The organism is Coprococcus eutactus, assembly GCF_025149915.1.
GTDB lineage: Bacteria > Bacillota > Clostridia > Lachnospirales > Lachnospiraceae > Coprococcus > Coprococcus eutactus.
Map to the genome: position 1 here is coordinate 1,226,832 of NZ_CP102278.1, position 25,879 is coordinate 1,252,710.

Here is a 25,879-nt window from a genome sequence, read left to right on the forward strand (position 1 = left end):
AGTTTATGCGTAGGTGAAAAGAGGATAGTATATGATAAAAAGTCTTAGGAAGAGGTTTATATTTGCGGCGATGGCATCTACATTTGGCGTTCTGTTTGTCATAATGAGTATATTGAACGTTGCCAATTATGTACGTATGGTTTCAAGGGCTGATGATACCCTGGATGAACTTGCGGACAACAATGGACAGTTTGACAGCCGAGATTTTATGAAGGAACTGATGCCAGATCATAAAGATGGGCAGTTGCCTTCGAACTCAGGAGAGTCGGATGGAAATGCGGTCACAAAACAGGATGAATCCGAAAACATACAGCCACCTGAAAAGCTTGGTAAGAAGCGTGGTGACAAATTCTCACCGGAAACACCGTTTCAGACCAGATTTTTTTCAGTGGTTGTGTTGGATGGAATTGTGGTTTCTTACAGTCTCGATAATATAGCGGCTGTTAATGAGTCTGATGCAGAATCGTACGCTGAGCAGATAATTGCTGACGGTATTGATAAAGGGTTCATAGATATATACAGATATATGGTGGTGGACTGTGATGATGAGACAGGTGGAAGCAGGATAATATTTGTGGACTGCCGTCAGGAGATTGAGTCTTTCAAAAATACGCTGGTGTATAGCGTTGGAGTTTCATTGCTGGGATTTCTTGCGGTATTCACGCTGGTGCTTTTCTGGTCGAAGAAGATATTCAAGCCTGTGGCTGACAGCTATGAGAAGCAGAAGAGATTCATCACTGACGCGAGCCATGAGATCAAGACACCTCTTACCATCATAGATGCAAATACAGAGGTTATAGAGATGGTGAATGGTGAGAGCGAGTGGACTCAGAACACCAGAGACCAGGTCAGGAGACTTACGTCACTAACAAATCAGATGGTTGCCCTGTCAAGGCTGGACGAGAATCCTGAGCCAAGGGAGAAGTCCGAGTTTGATTTCTCAGAGGTCGCATATGAGGTGATAGACCATTTTTCAACCTTGTCAGAAGTTAGAGGCAAGAAGATAAATGCTGATATTGAGGATGGAATAAAGTATACGGGAGATGAGAATTCCATTCGTCAGCTTATAAGCATACTGGTGGATAATGCCATGAAATATGCGGTCGAGACAACGCCTATAGACATATCGCTGAGACGTGATGGCAGAAAAGTTCGATTTATGCTTCGAAATCTTACGGATGAAATGGATGAAGGTTCCCAGGACATATTGTTTGAGAGATTTTACAGACCGGACAGCTCAAGAAATTCCGAGACCGGTGGCTCCGGAATAGGACTTTCCCTTGCAAAATCAATAGTGGAGGCCCATAAGGGCAAGATAACAGCCAAATGCGACAAGGATGGATATATTACATTTCAGGTAACGCTTTGAGGATAGAGAAAACTTATCACAAGAGAAACTAAAAACATATAGAACAAAAACAATGTTTCAGGAAAAAATCTCAAACTTTATAACTTTTCAAAAGTAAAATGGCCTTTTCAGGATAAAATTATCCATTTCTACAGCAAATCCATCAATATGGGAAAATTATACTGTTGCGCGCAAAACCACACATATATTGCACTTTTGTTGCGCATAAATATGTGCACAATATACAATAAAAAGCCCCAAAGATTGTCCACAAGCGACATAGTAACTATAAAGTAAATATGTTAATATATATTCATAAGAACAAACGGTTGCGCAACTGTTGCACGCAGACGCTGCGAATCATTAGCGCATATAAAGTGTCTGTATATTAACTAACATATTTTAGGAGGGCTTATATGAGAAAAATGAGAATTGTAAAGCAGGTTGGCTGCGCAATTCTCGCAGGAGCGCTTGTGATAGGGCAGATCTTTGGATCGGGAGCATCACTTATAACAGCGAAAGCTGCGGAGAGTTGGGTAGATACACAGAAGATCACAAACGGTGATTTTGAGACCGGAGATGAGACAGGATGGACGATATCAGGAGGAGATGCGCTCACATACACAGTTAAGACTGACCAGTGGGCTACAAACAACACAACAAATTATCTGAATTATTTTGCTGCTACTGAGGCTGATATTACTATATCACAGACGGTATCATCAGTTTCTGCAGGTACATATAAGATTGGATATGACCTTGAAGGCAAGGCGGGCGATACGGGACTTACACTTACAGCGGCATCAGTAAGTCAGGCACTCACAGCGACCACAGGATATAATGTCTGGACAAGTTATGAGACAGATACTTTTACTCTGGACAGTACAGAAGATCTTACGATAACTATATCGGGAACACTGGCAACAGATTACTGGGGTGACATAGACAATATAAAGCTTTATAAGCTTACAGATGACTCAGATGTAGTAGAGCCTGTAGAGGCTGGAATATATGTTGACCGTGTGGCAGATCTTACTTACACAGACCTAAATGGACAGAAACAGTCATTCATAGAGGGTGTTGATGTGTCATCATATGTATCACTGAAGAACAGCGGTGTAAAGTACTATGATTTTGATGGCAACGAACTCGATGATATTGGATACTTCAAGTTCCTTGCAAGCTGTGGTATCAACTATGTGCGTGTTCGTGTATGGAATGATCCATATGACTCAGAGGGAAATGGCTACGGCGGTGGTGACAACGACCTTGAGACTGCAAAGAAGATCGGTCAGTACGCAACAGCAGCAGGCATGAAACTCCTTGTGGATTTCCACTACTCAGATTTTTGGGCTGACCCAGGTAAGCAGCAGGTGCCAAAGGCATGGGCAGACTTCACTCTTGACGAGAAGGTAGCTGCAGTTAAGTCCTACACATCAGAGAGTCTTAAGACACTCCTTGATGCAGGCGTTGATGTGGGTATGGTTCAGATCGGAAATGAGACGACAAATGGAATATGTGGTGAGTCATCCACGAACTGGGCGAACATGGCTAAGATATTCAATGCTGGAAGTGAGGCGGTAAGAGCCATAGACAAGAATATCCTTGTTGCTATTCATTTCGCCAATCCTGAGAAATATGGAACTTATGCAAATTATGCAAAGAATCTCAATACATACAATGTGGACTATGATGTGTTTGCATCGTCATATTATCCTGTATGGCATGGAACACTAGAAAATCTCACATCAGTTCTCAAGAACGTGGCAGACACATACGGAAAGCTGGTCATGGTGGCAGAGACATCATGGGCATACACTCTCGATGATGGTGACGGTCATGACAACACAGTGAGAAAGGGTGTAAACGACTCGACAACTTATGATATATCAGTTCAGGGTCAGGCGAATGAGATCAGCTCAGTTATCAAGGCTGTAAAGAATACAGGTTCATCAGGAATCGGTGTATTCTACTGGGAGCCGGCATGGCTGCCTGTAAATGTATATGATTCATCTGCTGACAATGCGGCTGATATCCTTGCAGCCAACAAGGCAGCTTGGGAGCAGCACGGTTCAGGCTGGGCATCATCCTACGCAGGAGAGTATGACGCGGCTGATGCAGGAAAGTGGTACGGCGGATCAGCAGTTGACAATCAGGCCCTGTTTGACTTTTCAGGACATCCACTTGAGTCACTCAAAACATTTGCATATGTTCACACAGGAACAAAGGCAAAAAGAGAGGTAGTATCAATATCAGTTGAAGATGTTGAAGTTGTAATAACAGATATAGAGAATGTTGCGCTTCCAGAGACAGCAACAGTAAAATACAACGATGGCAAATCAGAGAGTGCAGACATCACATGGGAGGATGGAGCGCTTGATAAGATCAAGAATTACGGTGCAGGAACATGTACTGTAAACGGAACTATCACAGTAAACGATGAGGAAGTAGGCGTTAGCTGCAATGTATCTATATTAAAAGAAAATATCCTTGCAAATCCTGGATTTGAGTCAGGAAACGAGGGATGGACAATTGCTGATACAAGCAAGGGATTTGCAATCAAGGCAAAGGAAGATTTTAGAAACGGTGCTTATTGTGGTCATTACTACAATTCATCAGATTTCACATATGATGTATATCAGACCATCACACTTGAGCCGGGAGAGTACGTGTTCAGTGTATATCTTCAGGGTGGTGCAAATGGAGATAACGACGTATATGAGGTGTATGCAAAAGCTGGAGATACAGAACTCGCATCCGCACCTGCAGTTCCACAGGGCTGGAAGATCTGGCAGAATCCACAGATCAGATTCACAGTAAATGAGACTACCGAAGTTATGGTTGGAATGAGAGCGACGGCGACAGGTAGTGCCTGGGGAACATGGGATGATGCATACCTTTATAAGGATGTCGATTTAACACCAACACCAGATGTAACAAAGAACGGGCTCGTAACTGTAGATGGAGTTACATACTATTACATAAAGGGTGTTGTTCAGGAGAATTACACCGGATTTGTAAAGAGCAATAGTATCCAGTACTATGTAAAGGCGGGTATTGTCCAGGCTGCATATAATGGCCTTGTGACAAGCAGCAAGACAGGAAATATCTGGCTTGTTAAGAACGGTATGGTATATTCTTCATACATAGGCTTCTACAAGAATGCAAAAGGACAGCAGTGCTATATATATAAAGGAAAGTTCCAGAATGCCAAGTCAGGATTTGCAAAGAGTCCAAAGACAGGAAAGATCTACTATATCAGAAAGGGTATAGTACAGTATGGATACACAGGATTTATCAAGAATCCTGCAAGTGGTAACCAGTGTTACGTTGTAAAGGGTGTATTCCAGGGCAGCAAGACTGGCGTTGTGAAGAGTCCAAAGACTGGCGTTAAGTACTATGTAAAGAGCGGCAGAGTATCATACAAGACAACAGGTATTGTAAAGATCTCAGGTGTTAAGTACAAAGTAGTAAAGGGCGTCGTAAAGGGAATTGTCAAATAAGTGGCGATTTGAATGTTGAAAATACAGATAAGATAGGCACCTTCGGGAGCTGCTTGGAAGATATATCCAGGCCGGCTCCCGGAGGTGTTTTTTGTGGATAATTTATTTATAGAAAATTAATGATTTTTAAAAAATAGTTGAAAAAATATCAAATGCTGATATAAAATAGATGGGTATTTGTTTATATTATACTATAAAGAAAAAAGGAGAGTAATCATGGACAAATTCTTCAAAATCTCAGAGCGTGGGTCAACTATCAAGACCGAGATCATGGCAGGTCTCACAACATTCTTTGCCATGGCTTATATCGTTCTGGTCAATCCGAATCAGGTAGCAGGCGAGGGCAGCAATGGATGGCTGGCGGGGGAAGTTCCAGATATGGCTGGTGAGCTTGGTACAGTATGGAATGCTGTATTCATAGCATCTATCTTAGTTGCCGTAGTGGGAACACTCCTCATGGCGTTCTTTGCAGACATGCCATTTGCACAGGCTTGTGGAATGGGACTCAACTCATTCTTCTGCACGATATTCGTTGCAGGTGCAGCATTTGCAGGTGTCAGTGTAATCAGAGGTTACCAGGCAGGTCTGGTAATAGTATTTGTATCAGGTCTCGTATTCCTGATCCTCTCAGTGACAGGTCTTAGAAAGTATATTGCAGTGGCAATGCCAGAGTGTCTCAAAAAGTCAATTCCAGCAGGTATCGGTCTTTTTATAGCACTTATTGGACTGAAGAATGCAACACTCATCCAGGACAATCCATACACATTTGTACAGTTCTTTGATTTCCACGGTGTTATATCAAGCGCTGGCAGCGCAAAGGAGGCTATAGCACAGATTGCTCCTCCAGTGGTCGCATTTGTTGGATTTATAATTATTGCAATCCTTGCAAAACTCAATGTAAAGGGTAATATCATCATAGGTATCCTTGTATCAACAGTATTATATTATGTTATGATGCTTCAGGCACCTAACTTTGATTTCTCATCCATCGGACAGTCATTCAAGGATTTCGGTTCAGTCGGATTTCTCGGAGTATTTAAGGGACAGGCATGGAAGGATGCATTTTCGGCTGAGTATATCGGCGGTGTGTTCTCAGCAATCATGCTTGTTGTCAGCTTCTGTCTGGTAGATATGTTTGATACGATTGGAACTCTCTATGGCGCAGCCTCTCAGGCTAACATGCTTGATGAGAAGGGTGATCCAATGAAGCTTGATGAGTGTATGATGTGTGATTCTATTGGTACTGTATCAGGAGCTCTTCTCGGTACATCAACATGTACAACATTCGTAGAGTCAGCATCAGGTATCGCAGCCGGCGGTAGAACAGGTCTTACAAGTTTAGTTACAGCACTCTGCTTTGCAGTATGTCTGTTCCTCAGCCCTGTTGCAAATATCATTCCATCATGCGCAACAGCTCCGGCACTTATATTTGTAGGTGTTCTCATGGCTAAGAACTTTGCAAAGGTTGATATGGAAGATATGCGTTCAGCAGTTCCTGCTTTCGTAACATTCCTCATGATGCCACTGACATACTCAATTTCAAATGGTATTGGTCTTGGTGCCATCACATATGTTCTTATCACTCTGTTCACAGGTAAGTACAAGAAGCAGGATATCGTAGTTACGATCATCGCACTCTTATTCATAGTCAAATTCGTTTCAGTTACAATGTAACGGGCGGATATATCGGTGATAAATAAAGACGGAATTCTCCATGTGTGGAGGTTCCGTCTTTTTATGTGCGGCTTTTCTTCTCAGGGAGATTTTTAGTTTGCCAAAGTTACACTTTTGTAGTATTATACCAACTGTGTACCAGTAGCCAATCGGATACGGCAATGGCCTCCGGAGCCATGACGGGCGGTTCGACTCCGCCCTGGTACGCTTTTTTAATTTGCTCGGGTAAGGATGTGTGACAGATATGAAAGGGAAAAATAAGAATAGAATAAAGGAAAACAACATAGATATGACACAGCGTAAAATGAATGCCATGCCTGAAGATGCCGAGAATAATTTTGATGAGGATGCCGCAGACATGGACGACACAGACAAAGACGATGTGGAGCCGGACGATACGGATGTGGATGCTGCTCATATAGATGCTGCTGATATAGATGGTGGGGATGATGGATCCAGTATTGATCCAGATGAGAGCGATGATGACATGCCCAAGAAGGTAAGACTGTATGAGGATTATGTAATTGACGATCCTGAAGATATGGACGAGGCACCGGATACTGGAGATATGTTTGACGATGAAGATGACGATGATTTGGAGAGCGCAGCTTCACGCGGCAGGAGATCCGGTCTAAGAAGGTATAACATGTATGGCCCAGCGGGAAAAACCCTTGCACTTTTGTGGACAATATTTGTTGTTTTGGTATGCGGATATATATACATTTTCCATATCAATACAACTATATTTGCAGATGATATCACAGGGCGGGACAATTCGGTAAATATCGAGATCCCGGCTGGGGCAAATTACAGCCTGTGCACGATAGACGAGATCAACCAGCTAATAAGCAATTACCTGCTTGCAAGGGCAAATGCCGATCAGACTACCTTAAAGAGACTTGTGACAAATCCTTCTGAGTTTGACGATATGAAGAGCGTAGAGATAGCGGCGCAGTACATAACCGCATATAACCGAACCAAATGCTATATGGTTCCGGGGAAGAATGCAGGAGAGTATATCATATATGCGCTTTCAAATCTCACGATAAAAGATGTGGATAGCGAGCCGCTGGATATAAGATCGTTCTATGTTGCAAAGCAGACTGACGGAAGCTACAAGATCGACAATTCACAGCTTTCTGGTGATGTGAATGAATATATACAGAATGTTACAGCATCGAAGTATATACAGGACATGTATCAGTATGTTAAGGAGAATACAGATTATCTCCTGAAGAATGATGATACGTTTAAGAAGTTCCAGAATATGTATAATTAAAATAAGCCGGATATGCTTATGAGAATAAAGTATCTCATGCATTTCCGGCTTATTTTATAAGAGAGAATTACATTGCCTCGGAAGAGTCGACATCCTCGGTGTCGATCACTATGCCTCTTGTAGGAACAGGTGTTGAGAATACAATCTGGGTTTCAGTGCTTCCAAATCTCTGGAGCTGACCGATGAAAGAGTCCAGATCCATGGTGTTAGGAAAACACACCTTCATAAGCATTGAATGCGCTCCGGTCACACAGTTGCACTCAAGTACATTAGGACAGGCCTCCACAAATGGATAGAAGGTCGGTTTCTGTTTTGGATCCAGCGCCATATGTATGAAAGCGGTTATATGATAACCCAGTGCCTCGTGATCCACACTTGCATGGTAACCGGTGAGGATACCGGCCTTTTCTAATCTTTCGATTCTTGCTGAAACTGCCGGCGAAGAAAGGAAGACCTTGTTGGCCAGGTATTTGAGTGGTGTTCTTGCATTGCTCTGTAAAAGATGAATTATTTTTCTGTCGATGTTATCCATATCAAACACTTCCTTTTTCTAATAGAATTAAGCCGAATTGCGCTTAAAACGTTATTTGCATTATAAAGTTTATAAAACAAATAAAAAAAGGTGTGTTCCCTAAGAATATTTCTTAGAAACACACCTTTGCGTTTGTTTCACTATACATTAGATGATAAAAAAAATCAAGTGTTTTTATATAAAATTTTAACCGGATTTTAGTTTGAACTTTACAAAGATATATGAACAGTGGATATAGACAGTTCACAAATGACAGATTAAATGGTATGATTTAATGTAATTGAGCATTACTTAAATAGGTTGTTTGATTGATTTACATTTGAAGGATCACACACGGAAAGAGTATTATATGATGAAAATATAATTACAGAAAAAATAAAATTCAGATGTTGAGAGAAATAACAATGTCAGAAAAAATAAAATATTATAAGATTAGGTGAAGAAGATGTCAGACGGAATAAGACTTAACAAATATCTCAGCGAGGCGGGCGTGTGCTCAAGACGCGCTGCGGATACACATATAGAGAATGGAAAGGTTACGATCAACGGAGAGACTGCAGTCATGGGTCAGAAGGTCATGCCCGGGGATGTGGTGACATTCATGGGCAGGAAGGTTCAGCAGAAGGATAGGACAGTGATCCTGGCATATAATAAGCCGATAGGACTTACCTGTACAGCGAGTAAGGCTGATCCAGACAATATATTTGATCACATAGATTATCCGATCAGACTTCAGTACGTGGGAAGGCTGGACAAGGACTCCCAGGGTCTACTTCTTCTGACAAATGATGGTGACCTGTCAAATGCCATCCAGAAGTCGGTGAACAACCATGAGAAGGAATACAGAGTGAGGGTGAACCGTGAGATAACAGAGGACTTCATCAGGAAGATGTCGGAAGGAGTGCCTATACTTGATACAGTGACAAAGAAATGTAAGGTGCGAAAGATAGATGACAGATCATTCATGATAGTGCTGACACAGGGCCTCAACAGGCAGATCAGACGAATGTGTGATGCATTGGGCTACAGGGTAGTGAACCTGAAGAGAGTCAGGGTCTGCAACGTGAAGCTTGGCAATATGAGACCTGGAGAGTTAAGGGAGCTCAGCCGCGAGGAAGAGGCAGAGCTGAGACGGATAGTGGGGATGTAGTAGAGAGTGTATATAGGATTTTTTGTGGGGTGTGTATGGAAGATATTAGTAGAAATACCAGTGAAAATATTAAAGAAAATAATGACATCAGTGGCAATAACGATAATGGCAAGATAGCCAGAATTAAAGAACTTGTAAAGCAGCTCAACGATGCTGCAAAGAAATATTATATGGAAGATACAGAGATCATGAGCAATCTGGAATATGATGCTCTGTACGATGAGCTGAGTGCCCTGGAGAAAGAGACCGGGATGGTCATGAGCAACAGCCCGACGGTCAAGGTAGGATATGAGGTCGTCAGTGAGCTGCCGAAGGAGGCTCACGAGCATCCAATGCTTTCTCTTGACAAGACAAAGGATGTAGGTGCTCTTGCGTCATGGCTTGGCGGTCAGAAGGGCGTAATATCCTGGAAGATGGACGGACTCACAGTTGTTCTCACATATGAGAACGGAGAGATGATAAAAGCGGTTACCCGTGGAAATGGTGAGATAGGCGAGGTCATCACGAACAATGCGAAGGTATTTGCAAATGTACCTCATCACATCCCGTACAAGGGCAAGCTGACGATCAGAGGCGAGGCGGTCATCAAATACTCGGATTTCAATGCGATAAATGAGAAGATAACGGATGCGGAATCTAAGTACAAGAACCCGCGAAATCTGTGCAGCGGCTCAGTGAGACAGCTCGATAACAAGATAACAAAAGAGAGAAATGTACATTTCTTCGCTTTTAATTTAGTGGACGGTGAGGATGTGGACTTCCACAATTCATTCAAATATCAGCTTGACTGGTTGGAGCAGCAGGGATTTACCGTGGTAGAACACTACCTGACAGACTCGGCGGCGATTCCTGATAAGGTGAGGGAATTTTCAGAGAAGATAACGGAGAATGACTTCCCATCGGATGGTCTGGTACTCATGCTGGATGATCTGGCATACGGAAGAAGCCTGGGAACCACAGCCAAGTTCCCGCGAAATGCCATGGCGTTCAAATGGGCGGACGAGGAAGCGATAACCCACCTCCGCTATGTGGAGTGGAGTCCATCAAGAACTGGACTCATCAACCCGGTTGCTGTATTTGACCCGGTGGAGCTTGAGGGAACAACAGTCAGCCGTGCCAGCATACACAACGTCAGCATACTTAAGTCATTGGCGCTTGGCGAAGGTGATGAGATTGCAGTGTACAAGGCGAATATGATCATTCCGCAGATTGCAAGGAATCTAACCATGAGTGGTAACGTGGTCATACCGGCTGCGTGTCCTGCATGCGGAGGAGAGACTGAGATAGTGAGGGAGGAAGGCGGTGCAGTGTCAGGAGTTGAGACTCTGTACTGCACAAACCAGTTCTGCCCTGCGAAGAAACTTAAGTCATTTTCACACTATGTGTCCAGAAATGCGTTGAATATAGATGGACTCTCAGAGGCGACCATAGAGAAGTTCATAGATGAGAAGATCCTCGAGGAGCCTCCTGATCTGTATAAGCTTGCGGCTCACAGAGAACATATAGTTGAACTTGAGGGATTTGGCGAGAAGTCGTACAACAAGCTTGTGGCTGCGGTGGACGCATCCAGACAGACGAACATGTGGCGTCTTGTCAATGGTCTCGGCATTGCAAATGTCGGAGAGGCGACAGCCAAGCTCATGGCAAAGCATTTTGCAAATGATATGGATGCCATGAAGAAGGCAGATGTGTCAGCATACGTTGAGATAGACGGAATCGGTCAGGTTATAGCAGAGGATATAGTCAGATACTTTGAAAATGAGAAGAATTGTGCTATCATAGATAGGTTGATGGCTGAGCTTACGTTTGTGGATGAGGCTTCTGATACGGAGCAGGATCTGGCGGGCAAGGTGTTCGTCATAACCGGTTCGCTCACCCATTTTGAAAACAGAAATCAGCTCAAGGAACTGATAGAGAGCAGAGGAGGTCAGGTTACAGGTTCTGTATCTGCCAAGACCTCATATCTTATAAATAACGATGTGAATTCTACATCATCCAAGAACAAGAAGGCAAAAAGCCTTGATGTGCCTATCATATCTGAGGAGGATTTCTTAGAATTGATTGGACAGTAGGAGTAACTGTAGTAAATGGAAAGGAATGAATAGAGATGCCGATAAGAATAGATGATGATCTGCCGGTTAAGAAAACATTGGAGGACGAGAACATATTTGTCATGGGAACAGGAAGGGCGCACAGCCAGGACATAAGACCCCTTGACATCCTGATACTCAACCTCATGCCGCTGAAGGAGGATACAGAGCTGCAGCTCATGCGAAGCCTGTCAAACACCCCACTTCAGGTGAACATCACGCTTCTTAGAACCATGTCCTACGAGTCCAAGAACGTGACAAAGGGACACCTTGACAGATTCTACGAGGATTTTGACAGCGTAAAGAACCGCAAATGGGACGGTTTCATCATAACCGGAGCACCTGTTGAAAAGATGGAATTTGAGAATGTTGACTACTGGGATGAACTCCGCGAGATCATGGATTGGTCCGAGACAAATGTCACATCGACCATGCACATTTGCTGGGGCGCCCAGGCGGGACTCTACTACAGATACGGTGTGCAGAAGTTTGACCTTCCGCAGAAACTGTCAGGCATATACGAACATCACACCTTCCACAAGAGAACACCGCTAGTCCGCGGTTTCGACGATGTATTTTACGTGCCACATTCAAGATACACGGGCGTATCCAAGGAGGACATTGTAAACAATGAGCACCTTGAGATCGTAGCCGAGTCAGATGTGGCTGGCCCGTACCTCATAATCGGTGACGGCGGCAAGAACATATTTGTCACAGGACACCCTGAGTACGACGTGCTGACCCTTGACCAGGAGTACCACAGAGACCTCGGCAAGGGACTTAATCCACAGATCCCGGTGAACTATTACCCAGACAACGACCCGGAAAAGAAACCAGTGAAGAAGTGGAGATGCCACGCGAATACTTTGTATGCGAATTGGCTCAATTATTACGTTTATCAGCTCACACCGTATAAGTGGGAGTAGGAGCTGGTGAGATCGCATAAAATCTAAGAATTTAAGCCAAATTCGTTACATATCAATAAAGCCAAAAATGTATGTAAAATGATGTGATTTTTTGTAATTTTATGACTTTGTGGCGATTAATTGGTGTTTTTTCAAAATGCAGATGGTGTTTTTTTAAACGGCGCTAGGCAGAAGATATTAAATATAAAATTAAAACACAGCACTATGTAGATGAGTGGGAGTTATCTATATGGTGCTGTGTTTTTCGTTGTAATTTCTTAATCTATAGTATTTAGAAAGGCGAGTAATGCCTCTCTTTGTACAGAGTTGAGTCTATATATTCTGGTTGACAGTGGATCATTGATTAGAACCTTATTATCATCATCAAAAAAATCCCTTAATGAAATGTCAAGTGCTTTGCACAATTGGAAAAGAACTTCTATTATCACCGTAAGCAATCCGTGCAGAATGCCGGAGAAGCAATATTATAATTCAAGGAGGACGAGCCGGAGGGCAGACCCATCGGCATTTGGGGACAGCGACACCTGAGGTATATCCGCAAGCACAAGGTCAGCTTGTATGCCGAGCTGCTGACCACCGGCAAGCTGAACGATTACCTTGCAGACCTCAATGAGCAGGCGGAAGCAATGTTTTCTCGGCTGGTAAAACAGTTTTCCGAAAAAGAGGGCGTAACGGAAGCCCTCAAAGCGGAAAATCAAATGCTGTGGGTGCAGAGGATGAACAACAGACGGCGGCTTTTCCTTTTCAGGCAGTATTCAATAAGTCATAAAGTTCCGTGAGTAATGGAAGAAGCCAGCGTTTGCGGAAATGTCACAATTTACGGAGGTAAAGTTTCAAATTCCACTTGCCTTTTTGCACTTGTTATGATATTATTAGTATGTGTACTAGGATGCTCAAAGAGAGGTGATATATTTGCGGAGAGACAGCAGTGAAACAAAGAGGAAAATACTGACCGTGTGCGTCCGTCTCTTTTTGGAGCAGGGGTATAAAAACACCTCTGTCAGTCAGATTGTGGATGAAGCAGGTGTTGCAAGAGGAAGCTATTTGAATTTGTTTCCTACCAAGGACAGAATTTTGCTGGAATTGACCGAAACGATGTTCGGCGGACAGTTCGGCGTGGCAAGAAGCATTGCAGACAGCAAGCTGCCGCCGGTTTACGCTTATGCGGTGGAAACGGCGATTCAACTGACACTGACCGAGTTGAACGAGAACCTGCGGGAAATCTACATCGAAGCCTACTCCCTGCCCGAAACATCGGAATATATTTACCTGCATACCACAGCAGAGCTGAAACAGATTTTTGGTGAAAAATTTCCCGATGATACCGAGAGCGACTTTTACGAGATGGAAATCGGCACGGCGGGACTGATGCGCAGCTATATGGCGAGAAAATGTGATATTCATTTTCCGTTGGAACGCAAGCTCAGCCGCTTTTTGACGGCGGCTATGCGGGTGTATCGGGTACCGGAGGCAGAGCAGGCAAAGGTGCTTGCCTTTATTCAATCACTGGATATCAAGGCAATCGCCACCGAGGTAATGTATAAGCTGTTCGCCATGTTGGAAATGAAATATGACTTTAAGCTGTCAAAGGACAGCAAAGGAGAGGAGACTATATGAATAAGAAAATTTTGAGCGTTGTGCTCATACTGTGCGTGATGCTGGCTGTTATGCCTATGACGGCATATGCGGCGAATATTGCGCTTTGTCGTAAATGCGGCCAGATACAAACGGTAAGGGTGACTTATCAATACGCAAATGATAAATTGCACCGAACCGCTCTTACATGCACGGTGTGTGATAATACATGGGATTACTGGGAGTCACACATGTGGAGCGGAACGGCGACTTGCACAAGCGGAAGGACATGCACGGATTGCGGCGGATCTTCCGAACCGCTTGGGCACGACTGGGGCGCTTGGACGCAGAACAGCGATGAAAAGACCCACACCCGAATCTGTAAGCGTGACACCAGCCATACGGAAACCGAGAATTGCCACGGCGGCACGGCGACCTGCACCGCCAAGGCTGTCTGCACGGTCTGCGGCGGCGAATACGGCGAGATGGCGGCACACAGCTTCACTGCCGAAAAAGCAGAGGCGCAGTATTTGAAGTCTGCTGCAACCTGTACCGAAAAGGCGGTCTACTACAAGTCCTGCGCAGTCTGCGGTCTGAGCTCCGAGGGCACGGCGGATGAGGCGACCTTCTTCTCCGGCAATGCGCTGGATCACGACTGGGGCGCTTGGACGCAGAACAGCGATGAAGAGACCCACACCCGAATCTGTAAGCGTGACACCAGCCATACGGAAACCGAGAATTGCCACGGCGGCACGGCGACCTGCACTGCCAAGGCTGTCTGCACGGTCTGCGGCGGCGAATACGGCGAGATGGCGGCACACAGCTTCACTGCCGAAAAAGCAGAGGCGCAGTATTTGAAGTCTGCTGCAACCTGTACCGAAAAGGCAATCTATTACAAGTCCTGCGCAGTCTGCGGTCTGAGCTCCGAGGGTACGGCGGATGAGGCGACCTTCTTCTCCGGCAATGCGCTGGACCACAACTGGGGCGCTTGGACGTCCAACGAAGACGGCACCCATACCCGCACCTGCACCGTTGACGGATGCTCTGCAGGCACGCAAACGGAGAATTGCATCGATGCAAACAAAGACCACAAATGTGATATCTGCGATTATATAATCAGCGAGTGTGCAGACGATAACAAAGACCACAAGTGTGATTATTGCGGCAAGAAGCTGACTGAGCACACCGGCGGGAAAGCGACCTGCAAGGACAAGGCAAAGTGCGAAGTTTGCGGTGCGGAATACGGTGAGCTTGATGCGAAGAACCACACCAACTTAAAGCACTTCCCGGCAACTGCGGCGACCAAGACCACCGAGGGCAATATCGAGTACTGGTACTGCGAAGGCTGTGGTAAATATTACAGCGACAAGGACGGTACAAAGGGAATCAAAAAAGCCGACACCGTAACGGCGAAGCTGAAGGACGATTCCAAATCTCCGCAGACCGGCGATACAAGCAACCTTGCTTTGTGGATTGCCTTGCTGTTTGTCAGCGGCGGTGCAGCCATTGGCACAACGGTTGTCAGCAGAAAGAAAAAGTACAACAGATAATTGAATAGCGTTCCCTTGCTCCATCTTCCGAGCAAGACAAAAGCGTCGTAGCGATACGGCGCTTTTTTGTTACTCGGAAGCGACAAACAGCGGCTTTTGAATGGTTGGCGGTAAAGGATACCGCCGCTAAAACAAAGCCGCTCATATCGAAGGAAAACGCCCAAAATCGCCCAGAAAAATGACAGTTCGGAGAGGTTTTGGGCGTTTCTGCATTTCGGGAGCAAATCGGCAATTAGGCAGCACAAAGGAGGTGCTCGCTATGCCCCGTATGCCGAAATACCTCAAGGAAAAATGGGCGTTCTTTCTTGATGAGCGTGGCGGGAAGAAATACAACGAGCTTTGTAGGAAATGCGAAAGGAGCTGCAAGCAGCGTTTCCTACTATCAAAGACAGTATTTCAATGCGTCCTCTGCCGTGGAACGATTGCAGGAACGGTATGACCGGCTCAAAGAAAAATGCCAGCCGTTTTTGCAGGCACTGGAACACTTTCCAAAGCTGGTGGAGGTCTTTGTGAAGAAGGTCAAGGAGCTTTTCAGTATCAAGGAAGCGCAGGAGCGCAAGGAACGGGAGGACAGAGCAGCCGCCCGAAAAGAACAATCCAAACACCGTCGGGGCAGAAATGATTGGGAACGGCAATGCCGCCAAGCTGGACATCCGAGAGTAGCATCCGAACCACGAGCGCTGCGGGAAGGGTATCACGCTCACGGAGGACGAGGGCAGAAATCTTTACGCAGCACTCAAGGCAATCTATGAAAAGGAATAATCCTTTTTCGGCTGGTAACGGGGCGTTCGGAAACGGACGCCCCTATTTTTACGGAGGGAGGTGATGACCGTGGAGGATATGAAAACCGGCTTTGTAGAGAGAATCGGCGGCACCATTTTCGTTGTCAACGCAATGCCCGCAGAGAACGCAAAGCATACGCAGGAGGAGCTTGTAAAGGCTCTGATTGCAAGAGAAGCAATGGCTTTGCAGGAAGCAGATGTTGCCTGATTGCCAACACGACACCTAAAGGTGCCACCCCATCTGATCCGTTCTGGGAGAAAGCAGGGTAAGCCGTCAAAACTGGATACAAGAATGAAGTTTTTACAGGAGAACAATCCTCTTGGAGCTAATCATCCGGCGGTAAAGCAGTATAACAAATGTATGAGAGGTGCCGGAGATACCGTTCGTTCTATTATTATCAGTGCAAATTCCAGACTGGCATTTCTTGAAAATAAACAGGTACTCAGGCTGCTTTCAAAGGATGATCTTAATCTGCCTGAAATAGGGATAGGAGTAAATGGGGATGGTGAAACAAAGACAGCTCTGTTCTGTGTAATTCCAGATAGTGATAAATCATATAACTTCATTATCGGAATGTTATATACACAGATATTCCAGGAGTTATATTATCAGGCAGATTTCAATTGCGGTGGCAGATTACCGATTCATGTGACATTCATGCTTGATGAATTTGCAAATGTTGCATTGCCAGATGATTATATCCTTGACGAGATTGCCAAGTTTGTTGCTGTGCCACATAATTCCTGTCGGAGCTTTTCGGGGACAGCCGCTGTACGCCCAAGCCTTAATATCTGCAGGAGAGCCGACGATATATGTTTCCGTATCTTCCGTAAAATCAACAATTATGCCTACCGAAGCAATATCTGCGCAATGCTCAAAAAAATTCATCATAAAAGTTTATTCCTTACCATATAAAGTTGTTTTTCAAATTATCATTCTTGGAAATTTTCCTGTACTCACTCGGTGTGATCCCTGTTCTTTTTTTGAATATCTTCATAAAGCATATCTCATTTTCGTATCCGCAGAGGTCGGATATTTCCTTAACGGTCATATCGGTGGTCGAAAGATAATATTGTCCTGTCTTGATCTTTGCGGATAAAATATCTTCATAGCAGCTTATCCCGAATTTCCGTTTGTATATTGCCTGAAGATATGACGGACTCAGATTCATTTTTTCAGCAAGCTGATATATATTGCTGTAGCTCCCTGCATTGCTGTAAATATCGGTGCGGAGCATTTCAAGAGCGGAAATGCGGCTTTTATCGCTGTCAGGATTTATGCTGCTTTCGGATATTTTCATAAGTATCATCTGCATAAGCATATTTTCGTACTGTTTCCTGTTGGTCGAATCGGCTACATTTTCACGGCATAATATCGTAAGCAGCTCTTCAATTGCAGGAATATCCGCCGAGGTGATAAGCGTGTCAGTTTTTATCCCATTCATAAGCTCGGTATCGTCCGTATCAAAATGGACAAAGTGATTAACATAACTTCCGCACAGAGTTTTGTAATGCTGCATTGTTCCCTTGCTGTATAAAATGAGGCTGTCGGGAGAAACGGTTATTTCTTCACCGTTTTGTATCAGAACAGCGGAGGTCTTGAAGATAACAAGAAGATCATCTCCCGAACCATCCGGTCTGCATATTTCAAAATTCCCTTTGTGTCTTACGTTCTGACAGACTGTGTTTATATTTATCATATCATCACCTCAAAGTACGAATGGTTAGTATAATAATGTTATAAGTCATTGCAATACCAAAGTCAATGACTTATATATGATAATATAATAATTCAGTATGCGGCGGAGGTATAATATGAAAAAAATATCAATAGTAATAAATGCAGACGACAGGCTCGGACATATCTCTCCCGAGATATACGGACATTTTTCCGAGCATCTCGGAAGATGTATCTACAACGGTATATATGTGGGTGAAAATTCACCTATTCCGAATACAGACGGAATAAGGAATGATATCATCGAGGCGTTCAGAAATATAAAAGCTCCCGTTTTCCGCTGGCCCGGCGGCTGCTTTGCGGAAGAATATCACTGGCAGGACGGTATCGGTGAAAAAGCCTTGCGCCGAAAGATCGTGAACACGAACTGGGGCGGAGTTACGGAGGATAATTCTTTCGGTACACACGAATTTATGCGCTTCTGTGAGCTTGTTGGCTGCAAGCCTTATATAAACGTCAATGTTGGCAGCGGCAGTGTTCGTGAAATGTCCGAATGGATAGAATATATGACCTCAGATGCGGAATCGCCTCTCACAGAGCAGAGAAAGAAGAACGGCAGAGCCGAGCCGTGGAAACTCGAATACCTCGGTGTCGGCAATGAAAACTGGGGCTGCGGAGGAAATATGCGTCCCGAATATTACGCCGACGTTTATAAAAGGTATCAGACGTTTTGCCACAATTATTCGGGAAACAGACTTTACAGAATAGCCTGCGGTCCAAGCTCTGCCGACTATAACTGGACAGAAGTCATGATGAAAAATCTTGACAGCAATAATGTTGATGCTATCGACCTGCATTATTATACGATGCCCGTATGGCCCGAAATGGAATCAGCCACCGATTTTGACGATGAGCTTTATTATAAAACTATCGCTGCAGCGAACTTTTCCGATGAGCTTATCACAAGACATTCGGAGATAATGAATCGCTATGATCCCGAAAAGAAAATAGGACTTGTAATAGGCGAGTGGGGCTGTTGGCATAAGGTAGAAGAGGGTACGAACCCGGGATTTTTATATCAGCAGAATACTATGCGTGATGCTATCGTTGCTGCAATAGAGCTGAATGTTTTTAACAGACACAGCGACCGTGTTGTAATGGCAAACCTTGCACAGGCGGTGAATGTTCTCCAATCGGTCATTCTTACAGAGGACGATAAGATGATAAAAACGCCTACATATCACGTTTTCGACCTTTTTAAAACACACCAAAACAACGAGGCAGTTTACTGCTATACGCAGAACGAAAATATGTCGGAAGGCAAAAATGCTCCGATGATCTCGGTTTCCGCATCGGTGAACGAAAAGAGTATGACCGTTACCGCCGCAAACTGTTCGCTTACGGAAGAGGCTGCTGTTGAATGCAGCATTTTCGGATTTAAAGCATCATCGGTTTCGTGCAGGATACTTACAAACGAGGCGCACAGCTATAACGACTTCGACTGTCCCGACAGGGTGAGCATTACCGAGCATACGGCAGTCATCAAGGATAATGTTTTAAAGCTGAATATTCCGCCTTGTGCTGTTGTGGAATGTGTTGTTGACTAAATATTGGGGCATATTCACAGTGCATTTCGTCTTTATAATAAAATATAAGCATAAGAGCTGCGTTTCATTAAAGAAGCGCAGCTCTTTGTTTTATTGTAATAGAGGGGACGTTCCTTTTGTAACGAGGAGTGTCCCCGTGTCACGATTAAGACAGGTGAGTTCCTTATGACAGGGGGACACTCTTCGATACAGGTGACACTCTTTGTGACAAAAGAAACGTCCCCAACACCACTTACACCCCTAAATACGGTCTCATACCATCCAGAAATGCTTCTGTCAGGAAAGCAGACACCTTGTCGCTGCTTTCCTGACAGTTATCCACCGCAAACTTGTGCAGTATACCAACCACGCCGCCTATTGCGTATGCTACGGCGTATGAGTATTTCTCCTGGGCCAGGCCGGTCTTGCTGGATTTTTCCAGAATTAATCGCACGTATCTATGGAACATTGTCAGTGCCTTTTCCACGAAATCATAAGCCTCAGGTGTGGCAATGATGATCATGAGAAATTTATTTGCTTTCATGTATTCGCATAGAGACCTGAAGAACTGGTGGCAGATCTCAAGATTGCCTTCTGGTTTGAAGCTATTCATGATCTGAAATATTTCATCGACGATGCGGTCTTCCATGGCATTGATGAAAGCAGGCATGTCTTCGTAGTGGTTGTAAAATGTGCTTCTGGTCACACCTGTGAGTTTGGTTATCTCGGACACGCTTATTTTGTTCAGAGCCTTTTGACCTGCAAGTATCTTGAATGCATCTAGAAGGTCACTTTCAGTTCTATCATATCGGGGATCGGTTGAGTTGATCATGGCTGTCTCCTTTATCTGCTGCCTGGCTTGGTGCTGCAGTTTTGTCACTATCTAATACAGCAATGTTACAACAATAATGCGTGTGAGTCTATTGTTATACGAGATTTCTTTTGATCTTTTTTGTCGAACTCTTTTCAAACGGCTCTTTTCTTATATCCAGTGCAGAGATCCTTTTGTATGTTGGCTGGTTTTTGTTGAAAGTATCAATAATTTTTTGCAATTTTTCAGAAGTCCTGGCTGCATCCATATGTTTCTTATCTACAAAATCCTGATCTGGATATATGTGAGCAGTGAGATGGTTGCCGTCGCCGGTAATGACTATTTCTGAAATAAGGGGCTCTATAGAAAGCTTTCCTTCCAGTTCCTCAGGGGATATGTTTTCACCATTTGCCAGAATGATGAGGTTCTTTTTCCTTCCGGTTATATACATGAAACCATCGGAGTCGAGATAACCAAGATCTCCGGTGCAGAGCCAGCCGTCTTGAAAAGCTTCTGCGGTCTCGTTTGGCATGTCGTAGTATCCGGACATGACGCTTGTGCCTTTTACCTGAATTTCCTCGTCGACAAAACGAACAGCACAGTTGTCCAGGAGTTTGCCAACGGATCCGGGTCTGTTGTATCTGTGATTGTTGGAGCAAATTACAGGGGAGCATTCAGTCATGCCGTATCCCTGGAGTATGTCTATTCCGTATTTTTTGAATTCGGTAACATACATAGGATCCAGGTATGCCCCTCCGCAGAATATATATTCCAGTTTACCGCCAAATGCTTCCTTTGCAACCAGCTTTTTAGGAAGGAGAGGGTTGACGTCTTTGAGTTTTTTGTAAATGGTTTCTACCATGAGAGGAACCATCAGCATGCCAACGGGCTGGAACCGTTTCATGTTTTTCAGCATGTGGAGCAACGAGTCATTGATGCAGATAGTGGCGCCCAGTGAAATGCCCTTCATCCATTCCATTGTCAGGCAGAAGGCGTGATGTATAGGAAGAACGCTCAGAATAGTTACACCAGGTTCCAGATTTACATATACATTTTCAACATTTTGTGCGAGATTGAATTGAGACAGCATGACGCCTTTGCTTTTGCCCGTTGTTCCAGAGGTATACATAAGCGTACACATTTTATCCTTATCCTGATCGGCAAATGCAAAGTCATCCGGTATGGTAATTTCGTTGCGGAGCTGTTCAAATGACAAAATTGCTAATTGTGGATTTGAATCTGCACCCTCCAGATGCTCTATATCTACTTTCTTTTCCATGGTGAATACAATATTCATTTCGGGACAATCGTCTGTCAGTTCTGTTATCACATCCTTTCTGGATGCTCCGCAGAATAATGCAATTGATCCTGACCGATTCAGAAGTTCATGTAATTCTGAAACTGACAGGTTTGCATCCAGCGGTACAGCAGTATTTCCCGTGAAAAGTATAGCCATGTAGGCGCAGATCCATTCATAAGAGCTGCTTCCCACCAGTGCAATATGTGTTCCGCAGAGTCCATTATTTCGTAAAATGACAGCAGTTTTGCGAATGTCATCCCACATATCTCCGTAGCTCTTTTCGACAATCTCTCTGTGAGACAGATATTTAACAGCTATTACATCTCTATGTATCCGACAGCTTTTTTCAACAATTTCCAGAATATTTTCTTCCATATATCATATCTCCATTTCTTTTATGTGAGGCAAAATGGGACATACTCCGTCGCCCCAGATTTTTAATGTTAAACCGATGCAGAAGAGCTTGTCAGGTTGTCAAGGTACTTGATGGCGTCTTCTATAGTGTGAATATTGATGATCTCATCTTCATTGATTTCCACGTCAAATGTATCTTCAAGGTCGCCGAGGAAAGTCATGAAATCAAGGGAGCTAAAGCCCAAATCTTCTATGAATCGCATATCATTAGTGATCTCATCAGCTGGTGTATTGCAGTATTCGGCAACAATGTTTAAAAATGTTATATTGTTATTCATATTAAAAATCTCCTTATTGAATTAATTAAATGGGGTCAGGCACCTCCGTCCCCAAAAAATAGTTAGATGCATTCGATGATTTCGCCCACGGTCATTTCTGGTTCGGCAATGCCTTTGAAGATTATCTTCATAAGGTAGTAGTAGAACAGTTCAATGTCCTGTTCGGAGAGACTTGCGGTCTGGTATCTGAAATAGAAATTCAAACCCAGATCATTTGCACTGTGCATGACGGTGAGATAGATCTTTTGTTTTGATGTACCGTTTGGAATCCACATGCTCCTTACGGAAATGTTTTCGAGATGCGGATTTTTAAGCCTGATAGGAAGAGGCTGGTAAGTAAGCCCCACGCTCTCATAAGTAGTGTGTGGAGGAGTGTGGAACATTTCTTTCATCTGGTCAGACAAAAGTTCCGGGTCATAATTGCAGTGTCGGTATACATGATTCTGAACATCCTGAATCATGAAAACTGCATCTAGAAACTCTGTGTCCGGATCAATGATGGTTCTGCAAGGGTATGCCATTGCGCGAGAGCCACCTGATACCCACTCGGCATGTGTGGAACGTCTTGAAACATAATTCCTTATGGAAATGTCAGTCTGTCCGCCATTTGCCTTGGAGAGATAAGTTCGTATTCCCATGAGAATGAGGTTGGTCATGGATATGTGATTGTTCATACAAAAATCCAGGAGATTCTGGGTTGGCTCAGCATCCAGATGATAGTTCTTTGTAGCGACAGACAGGTCGTTGATCTCCTGATCTGCAGCGCGGAGTGACTTGTCATTGTGAAGGCGTCTGCTTTCCTGAAGTATCCGTTGTCCCTGTATATCGGAGTAAATAGGTTCTCCATTTTCCTCCAGCACATTTTGCCAGTACATGCGGTCTTTTGAGACACGTTTTTCGTCTGTGCTTTTTTTAAGATCACGTTCGACCATGTCAGTGAAACTTGCCATGTCCTCAGGATAAGGCGTGCCAAATTTATAATGACAGTACAGTTCCATGATGTCATTCACCATGACGATAGCTCCACATGAATCCATGAGTCTGTGATCGATTTTGATGTACAGCCCATTATAGCCACCCGGAAGCGAGATCATTTTTATCACATTCATTGGAATATTGTCCCCGTCAAACGGAATTCTGGACCATTCTTCCATGCGGTGATAAGCGTCATCACCGGAAAGCCATGAAAGGTTTTCGTAATCAATATCTCTGTCATCGCGAGAAACAACATATTGCCGTACCTCTCCATTTTGGTCAACTTTTGTAAAACGGATTCGCAGGCATTCGTATCTTTCGTACTCCAGCTGTATGCATTTTTTCAGCAGACCAAAATCAAGCGGCGCCTGCAGAGTCATACAAATGCTTATATTTGCGACTTGCTGAGTGCCAAATTCAATAATTGGTTTGAAATGTATCTTTTGTGAAGGTGTTAATGGATAATATTTTCTTGGCATAATTTATTCCTCCTGATGTTCTGATACGCTGTGGGAAAAGTTATCACAAGAAAAATGAGGATTCAATATGCCTGGTCCGCTAATGGACACTTTAGATGAAATTGACCGGAAATCGGGGACGTTCCTTCTGTCACCAAGAGTGTCCCCCTGTAACGAATAAGACAGGGGGACACTCTTGGTGACAGAAGGAACGTCCCTACATGTATTAAAAATCAGAGCGATAAATTTGAAGTCTCACTTGAGGTATTTTAAGGGATTTAATAACTGTTATATTTGGTTATAGAAATCTCGGCAAACCCTTGAAAATACTAAAATTTTCGTGGGTGTCCTCCCCGTCACATCTTGTATTGTGTTATATCGTTTTACCCTTGTTTATGAACCCTCATAGGGAAAAAACAAGGGAAAGAATCAACTGCGAAAACATTGTTTTTGACCAGTTAGGTAGAAAAAATGACCACCTATTGATAAAGTATAGATAATAATTCTAATTCAGATATACTACAAAGCAAGAAAGGAGGAAAATCATGAAACTGAATATTAATATCGATGCGGAAGCTAAAGAACCTGAAATTATGATTACAACAGCACAGATGACGGAAGAAGTTAACAGAGTTGTTGATTTTGTAAGCAGATTAGATGATGCTCCAACAATTATTTCCGGTATCAGAGAGGATAAGGTCGAACTATTAGATCCGGATCACATAGTAAAGATTTATGCAGAAGACAGTAAGGTTTTTACCCAAACTGACAATGGTACGTATCAAATTAGATTGAGACTATATGAAGCGGAAGAAAGATTGGATAACAGTAAGTTTGTAAGGATATCAAATTCAGAAATTGTGAATCTTAAGAAGGTTAAAAGCCTTGATTTAAGCTTTGTAGGAACAATTTGTATGGAATTATCGAATGGGACTGTAAGTTATGTTTCCAGAAGATATGTTTCAAAGATCAAAAAAGTATTAGGATTATGAGGTGACTAAAAATGAAAAAAGAATTATTTTCTAGAATATTTGTTGGATTATTGGGTGGAATTGTAATTAGTTATTTGATTACAATTGGAATTTCACTTGCAATCGGTGATGGTAGTTACTATTCATGTGTTCCGAGTTTGATTGAACGATTTGGCAATGAGGTAACAGCGATTATCATACAGACTGTTTTAAGTGCCGTTCTTGGAGCAGGATTTGCAGGAGCATCTGTTATCTGGGAAATAGATAAGTGGAGTTTATTAAAACAAACAAGCATTTATTTTGGAATTGTATCTGTACTTATGATGACAGTTGCATATATTTGCGAATGGATGGAGCATTCTGTTAAAGGTGTATTAAGCTATTTTGCTATTTTTGTTGCAATATTTGTTGTAGTTTGGATAGTACAATATTTGATTTGGAAGATACGTATTTATAAGATAAAAGAAGGCATTCAAAAGAATAATTAGTCGAAATACACAGAGTACAAAACGAAGATTTGTGCGGTGGGTGTATTTCGCTCTACGAGGCTGAAAAATGATTTGTGCTAAATATAAAAAGATTATGAATTTTTAGAAATTCATTGACAAAAGAATGGCATTTGGTTCAATAATATTGAAGGAGGGCCCTGCCGATAAGTGGACGTTCAAAAAGCGTTAGGGTCGCTACGGTGACACTACATTCAAGGACTATGGAAACATAGTCCTTGAAATATTTTAAAGAAGAAATGAATGATTCAAGCACCATTAGAAGTATATCGTATTGATATGAAATACATCAGAAACTTACATAATATAGATGACAGAGTTTTATCGGTATCTCCTCAGATTGGTAAGGACGAGCGACATTTTCTTGGAGTGCTTGTTATTTGTAATGAACATAAGTATTGTGTTCCCTTATCTAAGCCAAAGGAAAAGCATGAAAAAATGAGGGATAAAATTGATTTCAAAAAGATTGTATGAATTGTAATTTTCCGCATTG

22 protein-coding genes, 1 tRNA gene and 1 pseudogene are annotated in these 25,879 nt (G+C 43.4%); 18 read left to right on the forward strand and 6 right to left on the reverse strand.

The genetic code is table 11. The features are described from left to right. Window positions 1-31: 31 nt before the first annotated feature. The 5 genes from NQ536_RS05240 (at window position 32) to NQ536_RS05265 (ending at window position 7,804) form a co-directional block, all read left to right on the forward strand. Entirely contained in the window at window positions 32-1,369 is a 1,338-nt protein-coding gene (locus NQ536_RS05240) for a sensor histidine kinase (RefSeq protein WP_004849013.1), read from the forward strand. A gap of 395 nt (window positions 1,370-1,764) precedes the next feature. Further along, window positions 1,765-4,851, forward strand: a complete 3,087-nt coding sequence (locus NQ536_RS13780; protein ID WP_004849014.1) for a glycosyl hydrolase 53 family protein — start codon at window positions 1,765-1,767, stop codon at window positions 4,849-4,851. A 216-nt stretch (window positions 4,852-5,067) separates the two neighbouring features. Further along, entirely contained in the window at window positions 5,068-6,525 is a 1,458-nt protein-coding gene (locus tag NQ536_RS05255) for an NCS2 family permease (RefSeq protein WP_004849016.1), read from the forward strand. A 135-nt stretch (window positions 6,526-6,660) separates the two neighbouring features. Next, window positions 6,661-6,732 (forward strand) — tRNA-Arg (locus tag NQ536_RS05260). A 37-nt stretch (window positions 6,733-6,769) separates the two neighbouring features. Next, the gene (locus tag NQ536_RS05265; RefSeq protein ID WP_004849018.1) at window positions 6,770-7,804 is read left to right on the forward strand and encodes a hypothetical protein; all 1,035 of its coding nucleotides are present in this window, start codon (window positions 6,770-6,772) and stop codon (window positions 7,802-7,804) included. A 67-nt stretch (window positions 7,805-7,871) separates the two neighbouring features. Here NQ536_RS05265 and NQ536_RS05270 read toward each other — a convergent pair whose 3' ends face one another. Then, the gene (locus NQ536_RS05270; protein WP_004849020.1) at window positions 7,872-8,336 is read right to left on the reverse strand and encodes an Lrp/AsnC family transcriptional regulator; all 465 of its coding nucleotides are present in this window, start codon (window positions 8,334-8,336) and stop codon (window positions 7,872-7,874) included. A 445-nt stretch (window positions 8,337-8,781) separates the two neighbouring features. Between NQ536_RS05270 and NQ536_RS05275 the strand changes: the two genes are divergently transcribed. The 9 genes and pseudogenes from NQ536_RS05275 to NQ536_RS05315 form a co-directional block, all read left to right on the forward strand. Next, window positions 8,782-9,486: a pseudouridine synthase gene (locus NQ536_RS05275; protein ID WP_004849022.1), complete on the forward strand. Its 705-nt coding sequence runs from the start codon at window positions 8,782-8,784 to the stop codon at window positions 9,484-9,486. Window positions 9,487-9,521: 35 nt separating this feature from the next. Next, window positions 9,522-11,558, forward strand: coding sequence for an NAD-dependent DNA ligase LigA (gene ligA, locus NQ536_RS05280; protein WP_004849024.1), 2,037 nt, complete (start codon window positions 9,522-9,524; stop codon window positions 11,556-11,558). A gap of 35 nt (window positions 11,559-11,593) precedes the next feature. Continuing rightward, window positions 11,594-12,502, forward strand: a complete 909-nt coding sequence (gene metA / locus NQ536_RS05285) for a homoserine O-acetyltransferase MetA (RefSeq protein WP_004849025.1) — start codon at window positions 11,594-11,596, stop codon at window positions 12,500-12,502. A gap of 533 nt (window positions 12,503-13,035) precedes the next feature. Next, window positions 13,036-13,281 carry a TnpV protein gene (locus tag NQ536_RS05290; protein ID WP_334303829.1) on the forward strand — a complete coding sequence of 82 codons (246 nt, stop codon included), beginning with the start codon at window positions 13,036-13,038 and terminating at the stop codon, window positions 13,279-13,281. Window positions 13,282-13,405: 124 nt separating this feature from the next. Next, window positions 13,406-14,119, forward strand: a complete 714-nt coding sequence (locus NQ536_RS05295; protein ID WP_082418028.1) for a TetR/AcrR family transcriptional regulator — start codon at window positions 13,406-13,408, stop codon at window positions 14,117-14,119. A 146-nt stretch (window positions 14,120-14,265) separates the two neighbouring features. Further along, window positions 14,266-15,627 (forward strand): hypothetical protein, encoded by a 1,362-nt coding sequence (locus NQ536_RS05300; protein WP_227909655.1) that lies wholly within the window; start codon window positions 14,266-14,268, stop codon window positions 15,625-15,627. A gap of 308 nt (window positions 15,628-15,935) precedes the next feature. Further along, window positions 15,936-16,379, forward strand: coding sequence for a hypothetical protein (locus NQ536_RS05305; protein WP_004853272.1), 444 nt, complete (start codon window positions 15,936-15,938; stop codon window positions 16,377-16,379). Window positions 16,380-16,458: 79 nt separating this feature from the next. After that, window positions 16,459-16,617, forward strand: coding sequence for a hypothetical protein (locus NQ536_RS05310; RefSeq protein ID WP_167530871.1), 159 nt, complete (start codon window positions 16,459-16,461; stop codon window positions 16,615-16,617). Next, window positions 16,614-17,109: pseudogene (locus tag NQ536_RS05315) on the forward strand (type IV secretory system conjugative DNA transfer family protein); the annotation flags it as partial. The gene NQ536_RS05310 and the pseudogene NQ536_RS05315, both read left to right, overlap by 4 nt. Window positions 17,110-17,314: 205 nt before the next feature. Here NQ536_RS05315 and NQ536_RS05320 read toward each other — a convergent pair. Further along, entirely contained in the window at window positions 17,315-18,109 is a 795-nt protein-coding gene (locus NQ536_RS05320; RefSeq protein WP_004853267.1) for a helix-turn-helix domain-containing protein, read from the reverse strand. A gap of 115 nt (window positions 18,110-18,224) precedes the next feature. Here NQ536_RS05320 and NQ536_RS05325 point away from each other — a divergent pair, with 115 nt between their 5' ends. Further along, window positions 18,225-19,694, forward strand: coding sequence for an alpha-N-arabinofuranosidase (locus tag NQ536_RS05325; protein WP_004853264.1), 1,470 nt, complete (start codon window positions 18,225-18,227; stop codon window positions 19,692-19,694). A gap of 232 nt (window positions 19,695-19,926) precedes the next feature. On the opposite strand, the gene NQ536_RS05330 is transcribed toward NQ536_RS05325, so the two are convergent. The 4 genes from NQ536_RS05330 to NQ536_RS05345 all read right to left on the reverse strand — a co-directional run bounded on the left by NQ536_RS05330 (window position 19,927) and on the right by NQ536_RS05345 (window position 23,930). Further along, window positions 19,927-20,505: a TetR/AcrR family transcriptional regulator gene (locus tag NQ536_RS05330; protein WP_044998345.1), complete on the reverse strand. Its 579-nt coding sequence runs from the start codon at window positions 20,503-20,505 to the stop codon at window positions 19,927-19,929. Between the two features lie 94 nt (window positions 20,506-20,599). After that, window positions 20,600-22,159 carry an AMP-binding protein gene (locus NQ536_RS05335; RefSeq protein WP_004853261.1) on the reverse strand — a complete coding sequence of 520 codons (1,560 nt, stop codon included), beginning with the start codon at window positions 22,157-22,159 and terminating at the stop codon, window positions 20,600-20,602. Between the two features lie 68 nt (window positions 22,160-22,227). Then, entirely contained in the window at window positions 22,228-22,476 is a 249-nt protein-coding gene (locus NQ536_RS05340) for an acyl carrier protein (RefSeq protein ID WP_004853259.1), read from the reverse strand. Window positions 22,477-22,538: 62 nt separating this feature from the next. Next, window positions 22,539-23,930 carry a condensation domain-containing protein gene (locus tag NQ536_RS05345; protein ID WP_004853257.1) on the reverse strand — a complete coding sequence of 464 codons (1,392 nt, stop codon included), beginning with the start codon at window positions 23,928-23,930 and terminating at the stop codon, window positions 22,539-22,541. Between the two features lie 524 nt (window positions 23,931-24,454). On the opposite strand from NQ536_RS05345, the gene NQ536_RS05350 reads away from it, so the two are divergent. The 3 genes from NQ536_RS05350 (at window position 24,455) to NQ536_RS13915 (ending at window position 25,860) form a co-directional block, all read left to right on the forward strand. Further along, window positions 24,455-24,901 carry a LytTR family DNA-binding domain-containing protein gene (locus NQ536_RS05350; protein WP_004853256.1) on the forward strand — a complete coding sequence of 149 codons (447 nt, stop codon included), beginning with the start codon at window positions 24,455-24,457 and terminating at the stop codon, window positions 24,899-24,901. 11 nt (window positions 24,902-24,912) lie between these two features. Further along, window positions 24,913-25,368 (forward strand): DUF3021 domain-containing protein, encoded by a 456-nt coding sequence (locus tag NQ536_RS05355; protein ID WP_004853253.1) that lies wholly within the window; start codon window positions 24,913-24,915, stop codon window positions 25,366-25,368. A gap of 297 nt (window positions 25,369-25,665) precedes the next feature. Beyond that, entirely contained in the window at window positions 25,666-25,860 is a 195-nt protein-coding gene (locus NQ536_RS13915; RefSeq protein WP_259806120.1) for a type III toxin-antitoxin system ToxN/AbiQ family toxin, read from the forward strand. Window positions 25,861-25,879: the final 19 nt, after the last annotated feature.

Excerpts from the sequence above, each read along its gene's own strand:
- NQ536_RS05270 (WP_004849020.1), bottom strand. The coding sequence starts at position 8,336 with ATGGATAACATCGACAGAAAAATAATTCATCTTTTACAGAGCAATGCA.
- NQ536_RS05330 (WP_044998345.1), bottom strand. The coding sequence starts at position 20,505 with ATGATCAACTCAACCGATCCCCGATATGATAGAACTGAAAGTGACCTT.
- NQ536_RS05355 (WP_004853253.1), top strand. The coding sequence starts at position 24,913 with ATGAAAAAAGAATTATTTTCTAGAATATTTGTTGGATTATTGGGTGGA.
- NQ536_RS05320 (WP_004853267.1), bottom strand. The coding sequence starts at position 18,109 with ATGATAAATATAAACACAGTCTGTCAGAACGTAAGACACAAAGGGAAT.
- ligA (WP_004849024.1), top strand. The coding sequence starts at position 9,522 with ATGGAAGATATTAGTAGAAATACCAGTGAAAATATTAAAGAAAATAAT.
- NQ536_RS05340 (WP_004853259.1), bottom strand. The coding sequence starts at position 22,476 with ATGAATAACAATATAACATTTTTAAACATTGTTGCCGAATACTGCAAT.
- NQ536_RS05240 (WP_004849013.1), top strand. The coding sequence starts at position 32 with ATGATAAAAAGTCTTAGGAAGAGGTTTATATTTGCGGCGATGGCATCT.
- NQ536_RS05305 (WP_004853272.1), top strand. The coding sequence starts at position 15,936 with ATGAGCGTGGCGGGAAGAAATACAACGAGCTTTGTAGGAAATGCGAAA.
- NQ536_RS05345 (WP_004853257.1), bottom strand. The coding sequence starts at position 23,930 with ATGCCAAGAAAATATTATCCATTAACACCTTCACAAAAGATACATTTC.
- NQ536_RS05265 (WP_004849018.1), top strand. The coding sequence starts at position 6,770 with ATGAAAGGGAAAAATAAGAATAGAATAAAGGAAAACAACATAGATATG.
- NQ536_RS05335 (WP_004853261.1), bottom strand. The coding sequence starts at position 22,159 with ATGGAAGAAAATATTCTGGAAATTGTTGAAAAAAGCTGTCGGATACAT.
- NQ536_RS05350 (WP_004853256.1), top strand. The coding sequence starts at position 24,455 with ATGAAACTGAATATTAATATCGATGCGGAAGCTAAAGAACCTGAAATT.
- NQ536_RS13780 (WP_004849014.1), top strand. The coding sequence starts at position 1,765 with ATGAGAAAAATGAGAATTGTAAAGCAGGTTGGCTGCGCAATTCTCGCA.
- NQ536_RS05275 (WP_004849022.1), top strand. The coding sequence starts at position 8,782 with ATGTCAGACGGAATAAGACTTAACAAATATCTCAGCGAGGCGGGCGTG.
- NQ536_RS05325 (WP_004853264.1), top strand. The coding sequence starts at position 18,225 with ATGAAAAAAATATCAATAGTAATAAATGCAGACGACAGGCTCGGACAT.
- NQ536_RS05255 (WP_004849016.1), top strand. The coding sequence starts at position 5,068 with ATGGACAAATTCTTCAAAATCTCAGAGCGTGGGTCAACTATCAAGACC.
- NQ536_RS13915 (WP_259806120.1), top strand. The coding sequence starts at position 25,666 with ATGAAATACATCAGAAACTTACATAATATAGATGACAGAGTTTTATCG.
- metA (WP_004849025.1), top strand. The coding sequence starts at position 11,594 with ATGCCGATAAGAATAGATGATGATCTGCCGGTTAAGAAAACATTGGAG.